This is a genomic window from Micromonospora sp. SH-82, assembly GCF_051132485.1.
Taxonomy (GTDB): Bacteria; Actinomycetota; Actinomycetes; order Mycobacteriales; family Micromonosporaceae; genus Micromonospora.
In genome coordinates this window covers 5691154-5705671 of sequence record NZ_CP148049.1, presented here as the reverse complement: position 1 = coordinate 5705671, position 14518 = coordinate 5691154, and the positions used below count along the sequence as shown (strand labels likewise).

11 protein-coding genes are annotated in these 14518 nt (G+C 71.9%); 2 read left to right on the top strand and 9 right to left on the bottom strand.

The genetic code is table 11. The features are described from left to right. Position 1: 1 nt before the first annotated feature. The 8 genes from WHN02_RS24980 to lpdA all read right to left on the bottom strand — a co-directional run bounded on the left by WHN02_RS24980 (position 2) and on the right by lpdA (position 11067). Positions 2-1507, bottom strand: coding sequence for an NAD(P)/FAD-dependent oxidoreductase (locus WHN02_RS24980; RefSeq protein WP_434741098.1), 1506 nt, complete (start codon positions 1505-1507; stop codon positions 2-4). Positions 1508-1638: 131 nt separating this feature from the next. Continuing rightward, entirely contained in the window at positions 1639-2679 is a 1041-nt protein-coding gene (gene lipA, locus WHN02_RS24975; RefSeq protein ID WP_434741097.1) for a lipoyl synthase, read from the bottom strand. 46 nt (positions 2680-2725) lie between these two features. Further along, positions 2726-3367, bottom strand: coding sequence for a lipoyl(octanoyl) transferase LipB (gene lipB, locus WHN02_RS24970; protein ID WP_434741096.1), 642 nt, complete (start codon positions 3365-3367; stop codon positions 2726-2728). A 48-nt stretch (positions 3368-3415) separates the two neighbouring features. Beyond that, positions 3416-5233, bottom strand: a complete 1818-nt coding sequence (locus WHN02_RS24965) for a DUF2079 domain-containing protein (RefSeq protein ID WP_434741095.1) — start codon at positions 5231-5233, stop codon at positions 3416-3418. Positions 5234-5295: 62 nt separating this feature from the next. Beyond that, positions 5296-6195, bottom strand: coding sequence for a TIGR01777 family oxidoreductase (locus WHN02_RS24960; RefSeq protein WP_434744060.1), 900 nt, complete (start codon positions 6193-6195; stop codon positions 5296-5298). A gap of 90 nt (positions 6196-6285) precedes the next feature. Further along, entirely contained in the window at positions 6286-7629 is a 1344-nt protein-coding gene (locus WHN02_RS24955; RefSeq protein WP_434741094.1) for a low temperature requirement protein A, read from the bottom strand. Positions 7630-7758: 129 nt separating this feature from the next. After that, positions 7759-9573 carry a 2-oxoglutarate dehydrogenase, E2 component, dihydrolipoamide succinyltransferase gene (gene sucB / locus WHN02_RS24950; RefSeq protein WP_434741093.1) on the bottom strand — a complete coding sequence of 605 codons (1815 nt, stop codon included), beginning with the start codon at positions 9571-9573 and terminating at the stop codon, positions 7759-7761. Positions 9574-9636: 63 nt separating this feature from the next. Next, positions 9637-11067, bottom strand: coding sequence for a dihydrolipoyl dehydrogenase (gene lpdA / locus WHN02_RS24945; protein WP_434741092.1), 1431 nt, complete (start codon positions 11065-11067; stop codon positions 9637-9639). A 138-nt stretch (positions 11068-11205) separates the two neighbouring features. On the opposite strand from lpdA, the gene WHN02_RS24940 reads away from it, so the two are divergent. Further along, positions 11206-11535 carry a hypothetical protein gene (locus tag WHN02_RS24940; protein WP_350897255.1) on the top strand — a complete coding sequence of 110 codons (330 nt, stop codon included), beginning with the start codon at positions 11206-11208 and terminating at the stop codon, positions 11533-11535. A gap of 109 nt (positions 11536-11644) precedes the next feature. On the opposite strand, the gene WHN02_RS24935 is transcribed toward WHN02_RS24940, so the two are convergent. Continuing rightward, a complete protein-coding gene (locus WHN02_RS24935) occupies positions 11645-13213 on the bottom strand; it encodes a leucyl aminopeptidase (protein WP_434741091.1) in 1569 nt (522 codons plus the stop codon). Between the two features lie 161 nt (positions 13214-13374). On the opposite strand from WHN02_RS24935, the gene gcvT reads away from it, so the two are divergent. Beyond that, on the top strand, positions 13375-14499 hold the full coding sequence (gene gcvT, locus WHN02_RS24930; protein ID WP_434741090.1) for a glycine cleavage system aminomethyltransferase GcvT: 1125 nt from the start codon (positions 13375-13377) through the stop codon (positions 14497-14499). Positions 14500-14518 lie beyond the last annotated feature (19 nt).

The window sequence follows — 14518 nt, the reverse complement described above, 5'->3', positions numbered from 1 at the left end:
GTCAGGCGGCGGCGCGGCGGGGGAACACGGGAGCTGCCCGACCGGTGCCGTGCCGGCCGTCCCCGGGCCGGGAACGCCCGTCGTCGGACTGCCCCCCGCCCTCCTCGTGGTACTCCTCCTCGACGTTGACCGCCCACACGTCGTGGGTCGTGCCGTCGACGATGTTCGCGGCGGTGAGCATCGCGGTGAGCATGGAGTGGTCCTGGTTGTTGTACCTGTGCATCCCGTTGCGGCCGACCGGGTGCACGTTCGGCACCGCCTCGGCCAGCCACCGACGGATGATGTCGAGTGCCTGCTCGTACCCCTCGTCGTAGACGGGGTAGGCCTTCGGCATCCGGACCACGTACCCGTCGCCGACCACCTCCGGGTCGACGAGGCCGAGCCGCCCCAGCTCGGCGGTGCCCAGGGCGACCAGGTCGGCGTCGTCGGCGCTCCACAGGTCGTCCCCGACGTTGACGAAGTACTCCAGGCCCAGGCAGGTGTAGCCGTCCCGGACCAGGTACGGCGACCAGGCACCGAAGTTCTGGATCCGGCCGACCCGTACCCCCGGGGTGTGCACGTAGATCCAGTTGTCGGGGAACCCGGCGTCGGCCGGCACCACCAGGGCGACGGTGAGGAAGTCCCGGTGGCGCAGTGCGTCGGCGGCGGCGCGTACCTGCGGTGGGGCCGGCGGATCCATGGCCCGGACCAGGTCGGAGATGGGCATGCTGGAGACGACGTGGTCGGCGGTGATCCGCCGGTCGCCGTCCGGGCCGGAGACGGTCACCGCCACCGCCCGCCCGTCGGCCCGGTGCACCCGGCTGGCCCAGGTGTTCATGGTGACCACCCCACCGGCGTCGACGACCCGCTCGGTGCAGCGTTCCCACATCATGCCCGGGCCGTACTTCGGGTACTGGAACTCCTCGATCAGGCTGGTGATCGCGGTGGGGTCCCGGCGGGGGAGCAGGGCGTTGCGGACCGCACCGGCCAACGACAGGTTCTTGATCCGCTGTGCCGCCCAGTCGGCCTGCAACCGGGTCGCCGGCATCCCCCAGACCTTCTCGGTGTACGTCTTGAAGAACATCCGGTACAGCCGGGTGCCGAAACGGGCCGACACCCACCCCTCGAAGTGGCTCTGGTCGGCCGGGGGACGGACCCGGGACCACAGGTACGACCCGACGCACCGGACCGCCTCGACGACGCCGAGGTTGCGCAGCGCGTTACCGGCCCGCAGTGGGTAGTCGAACAGCCGTCCCCGGTAGTGGATGCGACTCATCCGGGGACGCAGCAGGAAGTCCTCGTCCGGCAGGATCTCGTGCCAGAACGCCTCGACCTGTGGAACCTTGGTGAAGAATCGGTGTCCGCCGATGTCGAAGCGCCACCCGTCGCGCTCGACGGTGCGGCTGATCCCGCCCACCACGTCGTCGGACTCGACGACCTCGACTGTGGTTCCGCGCCGGGTCAGCTCGTACGCGGCGGTGAGACCGGCCGGGCCGGCCCCGATGACGACGGTGTGTGTCGAGGGCATGACTAAATTCATCATCTTCGAAACATCCTGGCAACCGTCCGATCGGACAGTGGGATGATCTGCGGCCCCCGGAGCTGGTCGGGCGCGCCACGACGGTCGAGGATTCCCCTCGACCGCCGTGGGTGCGACGCTCAGACCGAGGTGCTCTCCCGCGCCTGCAACGCCTGCTTGTACAGCCGTCCGGCCCGGTACGACGAACGCACCAACGGTCCGCTCATCACCCCGGCGAAGCCGATCTCCTCGGCCTCCTCGCGCAGCTCGACGAACTCCTCCGGCTTGACCCACCGCTCGACGGGGTGGTGCCGAGGGGTCGGGCGGAGGTACTGGGTGACGGTGATCAGCTCGCATCCGGCGTCGTGCAGGTCCTGCAACGCCTGGGAGATCTCGGACCGCTCCTCGCCCATCCCCAGGATCAGGTTGCTCTTGGTGACCAGCCCGGCGGCCCGGGCCTGCCGGATCACGTCCAGGGACCGCTCGTAGCGGAACGCCGGGCGGATCCGCTTGAAGATCCGGGGAACCGTCTCGACGTTGTGGGCGAGCACCTCGGGGCGGGACCCGAAGACCTCGGCGAGCTGCTCGGGCACCGCGTTGAAGTCGGGGATCAGCAGCTCCACCCCGCAGCCGGAGCGCAGGGCGTGGATCTGCCGGACCGTCTCGGCGTACAGCCAGGCACCGCCGTCGGGCAGGTCGTCGCGGGCGACACCGGTGATGGTGGCGTACCGCAGCCCCATCGACGACACCGACTCGGCGACCCGGCGCGGCTCGTCGGCGTCGAACTCGGCCGGCTTGCCGGTGTCGATCTGGCAGAAGTCGCACCGGCGGGTGCACTGGTCACCCCCGATGAGGAAGGTCGCCTCCCGGTCCTCCCAACACTCGTAGATGTTGGGACAGCCGGCCTCCTGGCAGACGGTGTGCAGGCCCTCCCGGGACACCAGGCCGCGCAGCTCGGTGTACTCCGGCCCCATCTTGGCCTTGACCTTGATCCATGGTGGCTTACGTTCGATCGGCGTCTCTGCGTTGCGGGCCTCGATACGCAGCAGGCGTCGCCCCTCCGGTGCCACCGTCGTGGGGCGGCTGGCCTGCTGGGTCGTCGGCGTGGTGTGCTCGATCGTCACGAAACCGAGCCTACGCCGGTCGGTGCCGGTCGATGAACGTCGGGCGACGCCCGTCACCCCGCAGTCTCTGTGACACCAGACACCCCGGGCGTCGGCGGACCGGTCAGACGGCGAGGAGGGTGGGCAGGTGCCGCTCGGCCACCGGGAGCACGTCGGCGACGGTGACCGGGCGGCCCACCTCCGCGCTGATCGAGGTCACCCCGGCGTCGCGGATCCCGCAGGGCACGATCCGGTCGAAGTACGTCAGGTCGCAGTCACAGTTGATCGAGAAGCCGTGCAGGGTGACCCCCCGGGCCACCCGGATGCCGATCGCTGCCACCTTGCGGGCCGGTCCCCGGTCGTCGGCCGGCACCCAGACCCCGCTGCGCCCCTCGATCCGCTCGGTGGCCAGCCCGAACTCCGCGCAGACGTCGATCAGGAACTGCTCGGTACGCCGTACGTAGGCGACCACGTCCACCGGGTCGGGCAACCGCAGGATCGGGTACCCGACGAGCTGCCCCGGACCGTGCCAGGTGATCTTGCCGCCCCGGTCCACGTCGACGACGGGGGTGCCGTCGGACGGCCGGTCCCACGGCTCGGTCCGCTTGCCGGCGGTGTAGACGCTCTCGTGCTCCAGCAACAGGACGGTGTCCGGGGCGTCGCCGGCCACCACCGACTCGTGCAGCCGACGCTGCTCGTCCCAGGCGGCCAGGTAGTCGAGCATCCCGGCGCGGACGGCCGTCAGGCCGGAGGTCGTTGCGGTCACGTCGCCAAGCCTAGTCCGCCACCGGGGCGGGGCCGCCGGTGAGCCGCCTCACGCCGGGACCTGCCAGAGCCAGACGTCGTCGACCCGCTGCGGCTCGCCGAGCAGTGCGGTGGCGGTCCGGCGCAGCGCCTCCACGTCGATCGGGTACTTCGCGCCGTGCACCCGGTCGGGGAGGACCACCACCTCCACCCCCCAGTACCGCAGGTCGGCCCGGGACAGGTCGACGCTGCCCTGCGTGATGATCGGCACCAGACCGGTCCGTCCGGCCTGCTCCATCAGGGTGTCGAAGGTCCGCGGGACCGGACCGATCCGCCCCCGGCCGTCCGGTCCGCCGGGGCCGAGGAAGAAGCCCGAGGGCAGGGCGAACTCCCCCTGCCGGTGGGAGAGGGCGTACGCCTGCCAGCGCTGCCCGTCCGGGGTCACGTCCAGGGTCAGCGGCACCGGGGTCAGCGCCCCGCCCGGGGAGACGTACTCCCGCCACGTGCCGGCGGTGACGAACCTCGGGATCGGCTCCCGCTCGACAGTCAGCAGCGGTACGGGCACCAGTGGGACCAGGGCCACCGCGAGGGCCACCGCCCAGGCGGGACGGGTCCACCGGTGTCGGGTCGGGCGGGTGCGTACCTCGTCGACCAGGTACGCCAGGAGCACCCCGATCACCGGGGCGACCACCAGGGCCAGCCGGGACGGCAGCGCGGCGTTGACCACCGGGAGCGCACCGAGCAGGTCGAAGGGGAGTGGTACGTCGTACCGGTGGCCGTTCCACTTCACCTGCGGCCCCCAGGACAGGACGGCGAAGACCACAGCGGTGACGCCCAGGGCGGTCAGGGTGGCCCGACGGGTCGGCCCCGCCCACCGCCACAGCGCCACGAAGCAGACCACAGTGAGCACCAGCAGCGGCACCCCGAAGAAGGAGTTCTCCTCGGTGGGGTTGGGGGCCAGCGAGGTGTCCCACCCGGCGGCCCCGGCCAGCGACCGCTGCGGGTACGCCCCGAAGGCGGCGATGTCCTCGGCGTGCACGACGGGGTCGAACCCGGTGCCGTGGAACCGTTGCGGCCCGGCGAAGTGCAGCCAGAGCGGGTACGCCAGCAGCGCCCCGGCGGTGACGGTGGTGATGCCCAGTCCCCGCAGGAAGGTGGGCAGCGCCGCCCGGGCCGTCGCCCGACGGGCCGGGTGCAGCGCCCACACCGGTACGAAGACCCCCAGCGCCAGGGCGGTGAAGAAGAGCCCTTCGGCGGCGATGGAGAAGGCTACCGCCACCGTGACGCCGAACAGGATCCCGTTCCGTAGCAGGTGCTCCGGGCGGCGCAGGGCGAACAGCCGCCAGATCAGCAACGGCACCAGCCACCCGGCGGTCCAGTTCAGGTGGGCGTTGGCGTGCGAGACCATGCCGGGGGAGAAGGCCACGAACAGCGCGCCCACCCCGGCGGCCAGCCGGTTGTCCACCAGGCTCCGGGAGAGCAGGAGGTACCAGGCCAGCGCGGTGGCGGCGAGGTTCAGGGTGAGGATCACCAGGAACGTGGCGGGTGGCCCGATCGTGTACGTCAACGGGGCGAAGAGCACCGCGTACACCGTGATCGAGGTGTTGACCGCGAGGTTGACCCCGTCCGGGACGTTGAGCAGGTACGTGAAGAACGGGTTCTCCCCGTGGGTGACGGCGTGCCCGCCGAAGGCCAGCAGCCATTCGAACAGCGCCTGGTCGCTGGAGTTCACAGTGATCGCCCGGGTGTCCGGGCTGCGCCACAGCCCGCTCGTCACCCAACCGGCCAGGGCCAGTGCGACGAGGATCACCACCACGTCCGCCCGCCACCGTGGGCGGGTGGCGGGCGGCGGGGACGGGTCGTTGACCTGTGACGGGGAGGTCGGCACGGAGCGGACGTTACCAACCGGACCTGGACACCCCGGTCAGACCCGGCCGTACGGGCGGGCTCTCAGTCGTGCAGGGCGGCGTGCAGGGCGCCGGGAAGGTCCGGGTGGCGGTAGTCGAATCCGGCACCGCTCAACACCCCGGGCAGTACCCGGGCGCTGGTCAACGCCTCCTGGGCGAACCCGCCGAGGGCGATCTTCAGCGCCACCGCCGGGATCGGGATGATCGCCGGGCGGTGCAGTTGGCGGGCCAGCTCCTTGGTGAAGTCGGCGTTGGTGACCGGAGCCGGACCGACCCCGTTGACCGGCCCGGCGAGGTCGTCCCGGTCGAGCAGGAACGTCACGACGGACAACCAGTCCGTCATGGCGATCCAGGGCAGCCACTGTCGGCCACTGCCCAACCGGCCGGCGATCCCCAGCTTGAACGGCAGCAGTTGCGGCTTGAGCAGGCCACCGTCGCGGTGCAGGGGCAACCCGGTCCGGAGCCGGACCACCCGTACCCCGGCGTCCTCGGCGGGTCGGGTCGCGGCCTCCCACACCCGGCAGACGTCGGCCAGGAAACCGTCACCGGCCGGGGCGTCCTCCTCGACGACCCGGTCCCCGGTGTTGCCGTACCACCCGACGGCGGACGCGTTGACCAGGACCTTCGGCCGGTCGGTGACGGGCAGCCCGGCGATGGTGGAGGCCAGGGTGCCGGTGGTGTCGACCCGGCTGGTCCGGATGACCCGCCGGTAGTCGTCGGTCCACCGCCGGTCACCGACGCCCGCCCCGGACAGGTTGACGACCGCGTCGGCCCCGGCGACGAGCGACGGGTCGAGCTGTCCCCCGGACGGGTTCCACCGCTGTTCGTCGGCGGACCGGGAGGGCCGCCTCACCAGTCGGGTGACCTGGTGCCCGTCGGCGGTGAACCGGTCGGCGAGCCGGGTGCCGAGAAAGCCGGACGCGCCGGCCATGAGGATCCGCATACCCTCATCTTCGGTCACGGCACCGTCGTCGGCCGGCCGACCGGTCGCCTCGACCGACCGAGCCCTCCACGGAACCGCCCGCCCCGCTACTCAGGCCGCCGGTGGGCCGGACTGCGGCGGGTCGTCGTGCCAGCGGGCGCGGATCTCGACCTCACGCCGCTCGTGTTCGATCCGCTCGGCGAAGACCACATCCCGTAGCGCGCGTCGGGCGTCGGCCATCCACACCACCTCCCACGTCACCAGCGCCAGACAGGACGCTGTCACCAGGATCAGGGCGAGCAGCGCCGAGACCCGGAGCCCGACCGGGATCAGGGCCGCGATCAGCAGCACCGTGCCGAGCCTGGCCCAGGTGAGGGTGCGCAGCGTACGGGCCTGGAAGGCCATGTCCCCGAGCAGGTAGCAGATCACCCCGCCGTAGAGCAGCAGCACCCCGGAGGCGTGCGCCTTCGCCCCCGCCAGCAGGGCGGGGTCCAGAAGTACCTTCAGGATCTCCTCGGCCCCCAGGGAGAGCATGATCAGCCCGGCGATCATGGGCAGGAACAGGTAGGCGTAGGCGTCCCGGGCCATCGTCCCCCGGGCCCGTCCGGTGGTGGCGTGCAGGGCGATCCGGGCCGCCGGGCCGACCATGTCGAAGTGCAGCCACCACAGCGTCGCGGCCAGGATGATCCCGATGCTCCCGCCGGTGATGGCCGGCCAGTTCACCGCGGCACCGCCCAGGTTGGTGCTGGTGCCCAGGCCGACGGAGAGCACCGACTCGCCGAGGGCGATCATCAGGATGAGGTCGTACCGCTCGGTCCAGTGTTCGGCCGAGGGGACCGCACCGTGCTCGACCCCGACCAGCAGGCCGGTCGCATACTGGGTCAGGACCACCGCGACCAGGATCCCGTCGCGGGCCAGCGCGCTCCACCCCGAGTCGTCGATCAGCGGGGGCAGGAGCGCGGCGGCGAGCAGCAGGCCGGTGCTGACGAGCAGTTCCGGGGTGAGTTTGTGCAGGTCCCGGCTCTTCCCCGGCTGGTCGCGGGTGACCCGCCCGTACACCCAGAGGTGCACGACCCGGATCACCAGGTAGCTGAGGGCGACGGTGGCCGGCCCCGCCATCCCGGTCTCGTGGGCGACGATCGTCTGCGGTACGGCGAGGGCGAAGGCGAACAGGGCGGCCATCCCGATCACCATGACCACCGGGACGAAGCCCTCGCCGAGCCGGACCCGGGTGGCCACGACGCTGTGCAGGATCCAGATCCACCAGAGCAGGGCGAGGACGAGCAGGCCGTGCAGCAGGGTGTGGGCGGAGACGTCGCTGGCGGCGGCCCGGACGATGATGAAGAACGAGAAGACGAAGACCAGGTCGAAGAAGATCTCGAAGCGGTCCACCCGGGCACCGGGCGCGACGGCCACCGCCGGTCCCAGGCGCCCCCGCCACCGCTCGCCCCCCACGTGATCGAGTCTGTCAGCGGCCGCCCGCCCCGGTGGCCGAATCGGCTTACTCGGGCTACTCCTGCGGTACGACGACGGGCGCCCCGGTCGACATCGACCGGGGCGCCCGCCGTGTGCAGACCGTGACTGTTACAGGCCCAGCTCGGCCTCGAAGTTGCCGCCCTCCAGGCGCTCCTTCACGGCGACCAGGAACCGGGCCGCGTCCGCGCCGTCGATCAGCCGGTGGTCGTAGGACAGGGCCAGGTAGACCATCGACCGGACCGCCACCACCTCGCCCAGGTCCGGGTCGTTGACCACGACCGGGCGCTTCACCACGGCACCGGTACCGAGCATCGCCGCCTGCGGCGACGGCACGATCGGGGTGTCGAAGAGGGCACCCCGGCTGCCGGTGTTGGTCAGGGTGAAGGTCGCCCCGGCCAGCTCGTCCGGGCTGATCTTGTTGGCCCGGGTCCGCTCGGCCAGGTCGGCGATCCGCTTCGCCAGGCCACCCAGGTTCAGGTCACCGGCGTTGTGCACCACCGGCACCATCAGGCCCCGCTCGGCGTCCACAGCGACGCCCAGGTGCTCGGCGTCGGGGTAGGTGATCGTGCCGGCGTCCAGGTCCATGCTGGCGTTGACGATCGGGTACGCCTGGAGCGCCTCGATCGCGGCCAGGGCGAAGAACGGCAGGAAGGACAGCTTCACGCCGTGCCGCTGCTGGAACGACTCCTTGGCCTTCGCCCGCAGCTTCGCCACCCGGGTCACGTCCACCTCGACCACGGTGGTCAGCTGCGCCATCTCGTGCAGCGACTGCTGCATCCGCTTGGCGATGGTGGCCCGGATCCGGGGCAGCTTCTCGGTGGTGCCGCGCTTGGCACTGGGCTGCGGCTTCGCCGCCGGCTTGGCCGGGGCGGCGGTCGGCTGGGCGGCCGGTGCCGGGGCTGCCTTGGCGGCCTTGGCCTTCTCCGCCGCCTCCAGCACGTCCTGCTTACGGATCCGACCGCCCACCCCGGTACCGGAGAGGCCGGCCAGGTCCACGCCGTGCTCGGCGGCGAGCTTGCGCACCAGCGGGGTCACGTACCCACCGGCGTCACCCTCACCGGCCGGAGCGGCCGACTGCTCGGCCTTGGCCGGGGCGGGCGGGGTGGCCGACTGCTCGGCCTTGGCGGGCTGGGCGGCGGTCTCGGCCTCGGCGGACGGCTGGTTGTACGACAGGCCCGGAGTCGGCTCCTCGACCTTCGCCGGCTCCTGCTCGGCGGCCGGCTCCTCCTTCTTCGGCTCCGGCTCGGCCTGCTTCGGCTCGTCCTTCGGCTCCGACTGGGCCGGGGCGGCACCGGCGGCACCGATCACGGCCAGCTCGGCACCGACGTCGGCGGTCTCGTCCTCGGCGACCTTGATCTTCAGGACCGTCCCGGCGACCGGAGAGGGGATCTCCGTGTCGACCTTGTCGGTGGAGACCTCCAGCAGGGGCTCGTCGACCTCGACGGACTCACCGACCTGCTTGAGCCAGCGGGTGACGGTCCCCTCGGTGACGCTCTCGCCGAGGGCCGGCATCTTGACCGGGGTGCCCTCGCCGGAGGACGCCGGGGCGGCCTGGGCGGACGGCTCCTGGACCGCCGACTGCTCCGCCTGCGCCTGCGGCTCGGCGGCAGCCTGCTCGGCCTGCTGCGCCGGAGCCTCCTTCGGCTGCTCCTGCTCGGCGGACGCGCCACCACCGGTGGCCTCGCCCTCACCGGCGATGACGGCCAACTCGCTGCCGACCTCGGCGGTCTCGTCCTCACCGACCACGATCCGGCTCAGCACTCCCGCCGCGGGCGACGGGATCTCCGTGTCGACCTTGTCGGTCGAGACCTCGAGCAGGGGCTCGTCGACCTCGACCGTGTCGCCCTCCTGCTTGAGCCAGCGGGTGACGGTGCCCTCGGTGACGCTCTCGCCGAGCCGGGGCATGGTGACCGATACCGGCATGTTCTTCAGACTCCTTCGTTCCCTGGTGGGGTCATCTCGCCCGTCGCCGGGTGGTGGCTGGGATCAGGCGTGCGCGTGCAGCGGCTTGCCGGCCAGGGCCAGGTGTGCCTCGCCCAGGGCTTCGTTCTGCGTCGGGTGTGCGTGGACGAGCTGCGCGACCTCGGCCGGGTACGCCTCCCAGTTGTAGATGAGCTGCGCCTCCCCGACCAGTTCGCCGACCCGGGCGCCGACCATGTGTACGCCGACCACCGGTCCGTCCTCGAGGCCGACCAGCTTCACGAAGCCGGTGGTCTTGAGGATCTGGCTCTTGCCGTTGCCACCCAGGTTGTAGTTGTAGGTCTTGACCTTGTCGGCGCCGTACTTCTCCTTGGCCTTCGCCTCGGTCAGCCCGACCGAGGCCAGCTCGGGCTCGGAGTAGGTGACCCGGGGGATGCCGATCTCGTCGATCACGGTCGGGTTCTTCCCGGCGATCTCCTCGGCGACGAAGATGCCCTGCTGGAAACCCCGGTGGGCGAGCTGGAGACCGGGGACGATGTCGCCGACGGCGTAGACGTTCGGCACGCCGGTGCGCAGCCGCTCGTCGGTCAGGACGTACCCGCGGTCGGTCTTGACGCCCTGCTCCTCGTACCCGAGGTCGGCGGTGTTGGGACCCCGGCCGACGGCGACCAGGAGCAGCTCGGCCTCGACGGTGTCGCCACCGGCGATGGTGAGCTTGACCCCCTTGTCGGTCTTCTCGACCTTCTCGAAGGGCTTGCCGACCTTGAAGTTGATCTTCCGCTTGCGGAAGGCGCGCTCCAGGGCCTTGGAGGACTCCTCGTCCTCGGCGGCGACCAGCCGGGGCAGCGCCTCGACGATGGTCACGTCCACCCCGAAGGACTTCCAGACGCTGGCGAACTCGACGCCGATCACACCGCCGCCCAGCACGATCGCCGAGGCGGGCACCCGGTCCAGGGTCAACGCGTGGTCGCTCGTGATCACCCGCTCGCCGTCGACCTCCAGGCCCGGCAGGCTCTTGGCGTACGACCCGGAGGCCAGCACCACGTTGCGGCCGGTGTAGCGCTTGCCGTCCACCTCGACGGTGTTCGGGGCGACCAGCTTGCCGGCACCGGAGATCAGTGTGATGTTCTTCGAACCGCCGACGAGGCCCTGCAGGCCCTTGTACAGGCGGGAGACCACCCCGTCCTTGTACGAGTTGACCCCGGCCATGTCGATGCCGACGAGCTCGGCCTTGACGCCGAACTGGGCCGACTCGCGGGTCTGGTCGGCGACCTCCGCCGCGTGCAGCAGCGCCTTGGTCGGGATGCACCCGTTGTGCAGGCAGGTCCCGCCGAGTTTGCCCTTCTCCACCAGGGCGACCTTGAGGTCCAGTTGGGCGGCGCGCAGCGCAGTCGCGTAGCCGCCGCTGCCCCCTCCGAGGATCACTACGTCGAAGGTCGCGTCGTTCGGCTCGCTCACATCCAACTCCCAGGTCGCGTCGCTGCTACGAGGGGGCATGCCAGGTAAACGGGCATACTCGCCTCGGTCATCTTGTCACCACCCGGTCCGGGGCGCGTAGTGAGGTGCCCAACGACACGTCGCCGACACGTACCCTTGGCAAGGTCGTATTGACGTCTGACGGGAGGGATACGACCGGTGGGTCTGTTCCGACGACGCAAGCAGGCGAGACCGGAGAGCCGAGAGCGCGCTGCGGAACGTGCCGACCTGGAGCATCTCGCGGAGTTCGTCCGCAGCCGACGTGGGGTGGAGGCGTTCGTCGAACCGAAGACCACTGTCACCGAGACCACCGTCATCCTGATCGCCGACGACGGCGAGTGGACCCGGCGGCGGATCGACGGGCCGGACGGGGCGCGGCGCTTCGCCTACCAGTTGGCCATCCCGGTCTACGACGTCCGCATCATGGGCTACCCCCAGCGGATGCGTGACTACAACGAACGCCGCAAACGCCGCCCCGACCGCTACTGATCCACGCCCACCCCACCCCGCCGGTGGGGAAGGGCCCCTCGTCGACATCCGGGGGAGGGGAGCGCCCCTGCCCACCACAGGCGTCGACAGGGGCCCTCCCCGCAGGCTGTCAGCCGTTGGTGGCGACGTCCTCGATCAGCCCGAGGAGGGTACGCACCGGAACCCCGGTGCCGCCCTTGGTCAGGTGACCGGTCGGCTCGCCGCTGTGGTAGCTCGGCCCGGCGATGTCGATGTGCGCCCAGGCCACCTCGTCGGTGACGAACTCGCGGAGGAACACCCCACCCTGCAACATGTGCCCGGCCCGATCCATCCCCGCGTTGACCTGCGAGATGTCGGCGACGTCGGAGTCCATTCCCTTGCGGACCTCGTCCGGCAGCGGCATCGGCCAGGCCGGTTCGCCGACGGCGTCCCCGGCGACGCGTACCCGCTCGCACAGCTCGTCGGTGCCCATCACCCCGGAGATCCGCTTGCCCAGGGCGACGACCTGGCCGCCGGTGAGGGTGGAGGTCTCGAAGAGGTAGTCGCAGCCGTCGGCGCAGGCGCGGGCGATGGCGTCGGCGAGGATCATCCGCCCCTCGGCGTCGGTGTTGAGGACCTCCACCTTCTTGCCGTCGAACATGGTGATCACGTCGCCGGGGCGGTACGCGGTCCCCGAGGGCATGTTCTCCGCCATCGGCACGTACGCGGTCACCGCCACCGTCGGCTTCAGCGCGGCCACGGCCAGCATGGTCGCCGCCACGGCCGCCGCCCCGCCCATGTCGGACTTCATCTCCCACATGCCCTGCGACGGCTTGATCGAGATGCCACCGGTGTCGAAGGTGATGCCCTTGCCGACCAGGGCCACCCGCTTGCCGTTGCCCCCGTCCGCCGGGGTGTAACCGATCTTGACCAGGCGGGGCGGGGCCTCGGAGCCCTGGCCGACGGCGAGGATGCCGCCGTAGCCCCCCTCGGTCAGCGCCGCCTCGTCGAGCACCTCGACGGTCAGCCCGGCCTCTCCGGCGGCGGCGGCCACCAGGTCGGCGAAGACCGGGGGACGCTTGTCGTTCGGGGCGGTGTTGACCCAGTCGCGGGCGGTCCGCACCGCCCCGGTCACGGCCAGCGCCCGACCCACCTCGGTCCGGGCGGACGCGTCACCGGCGTCCGGCACCGCCACCAGCACCTCGGCCACCGGGTCACGGCGGGCCGGCTGCGGCCGGGTCTTGTACCCCGCGAACCGGTACCCGCCCAGGAGCGCGCCCTCGGCGACCGCCCGCAGCGCGGCCGGGGCGTCGGCGTCGTCGGGCAGGGGCAGGCTCAACGCCACCTTCTCCGCACCGGCCAACGCCCGTACCGCCGACCCGGCGGCCCGACGCAGCGCCTCCGGCGCGGGCGCGGCACCCGACGGCTCCGGACCGAGCCCGACCGCGGCGACCAGGGGGGCGGTGACGGTGCCCAGGGTGGCCAGCTTGATCACCTCACCCGGCGCCCCGGTCGCCCCGAGCAGCGCCAGGGTCTCGGTCAGCCGACCGTCGAACGCGGCGGCGATGCTCTCCGCGCCACTGGCCAGCAGCAGCGCGGCGGGAGGCCCGCCGACCTGCGGCTCACCGGTCTGACTGTGCACACCGATGACGATCGCGTCGACGGTGAGCTCGGCGGGGTCGGTGTCGACCAGGCTCAAGGTGATGCTGGGCGATGTCAAGGCAACTCCGGGCGGGCCGGGCCGGTCGCGTCGTCGCGTACCGGCGATGGTTTGTCTCTCCGGCGCAACCTACCGCGCCAGGGGACGGACGCGCCCGTCCGCGTACCCGACGGGTCCCGCCGATGCTAACCAGCGCCCCCGCCACGGGTAAGTTGCCACCCATGACCGAGGTGACCCCCGACGCCACCGCGAACCGGCCGCGTCGCTCCCCCCTGCACGACCGGCACACCGCCGCCGGTGCCAAGTTCGCCCCGTTCGGCGGGTGGGAGATGCCCCTGGAGTACGCCGGTGGCGGCGTCCTCGCCGAACACACGGCGGTCCGGGAGGAGGTCGGCGTCTTCGACGTGTCGCACCTCGGCAAGGTGCGGGTCACCGGCGCGGGGGCCGTCGAGTTCGTGAACGCCTGTCTGAGCAACGACCTGGGGCGCATCGGTGCGGGTCAGGCGCAGTACACCCTCTGCTGCGACGAGGCCACCGGCGGGGTGGTCGACGACCTGATCGCCTACCGCCACGCCGACGACCACCTCTTCCTCATCCCGAACGCCGCCAACAGCGCCGAGGTGGTGCGCCGGCTGCGCGCCGCCGCCCCGCCGTCGGTCACCGTCACCGACGAGCACGAGGCGTACGCGGTCCTCGCCGTCCAGGGGCCGGGCTCCGCCGCCCTGGTCGCCGCCCTCGGCCTGCCCACCGTCGACGACTACATGCGCTTCTCCCCGGCCCGGATCGACGGGGTGGAGCTGACTGTGTGCCGCACCGGGTACACCGGTGAACTCGGCTACGAACTGGTGGTGCCGGCGGGGGACGCGGTCGCCGTCTGGGACGCGCTCCTCGCCGCCGAGCCCGCCCCCCGCCCCTGTGGCCTGGCCGCCCGGGACACCCTGCGCACCGAGATGGGCTACCCGCTGCACGGGCAGGACCTGTCGATGGAGATCACCCCGGTCCAGGCCCGGGTCGGGTGGGCGGTGGGCTGGGGCAAGCCGGCCTTCTGGGGCCGCGACGCGCTGGTCGCGGAGAAGGCCGCCGGTCCGAGTCGTACGCTGCACGGGCTGGTGGTGCAGGGGCGCGGCATCCCCCGCCCGGGCATGACCGTACGGGTCGGCGACACGGTGGTCGGGACGGTGACCAGTGGCACCTTCTCGCCCACCCGTCGGGAGGGCATCGCCCTGGCCCTGGTGGACACCGCCGCCGGGCTGTCCGACGGCGACCGGGCCGAGGTCGACATCCGTACCCGCCGCACCGAGGTCCAGCTGACCCGTCCGCCCTTCGTCACGCCGAGTGTGCGCTGACCCGTCCGTCCTTCGTCAC

Coding starts and splice junctions, on each gene's coding strand:
- WHN02_RS24980 (WP_434741098.1), bottom strand. CDS start 1,507: ATGCCCTCGACACACACCGTCGTCATCGGGGCCGGCCCGGCCGGTCTC.
- WHN02_RS24960 (WP_434744060.1), bottom strand. CDS start 6,195: ATGCGGATCCTCATGGCCGGCGCGTCCGGCTTTCTCGGCACCCGGCTC.
- sucB (WP_434741093.1), bottom strand. CDS start 9,573: ATGCCGGTATCGGTCACCATGCCCCGGCTCGGCGAGAGCGTCACCGAG.
- lpdA (WP_434741092.1), bottom strand. CDS start 11,067: ATGCCCCCTCGTAGCAGCGACGCGACCTGGGAGTTGGATGTGAGCGAG.
- gcvT (WP_434741090.1), top strand. CDS start 13,375: ATGACCGAGGTGACCCCCGACGCCACCGCGAACCGGCCGCGTCGCTCC.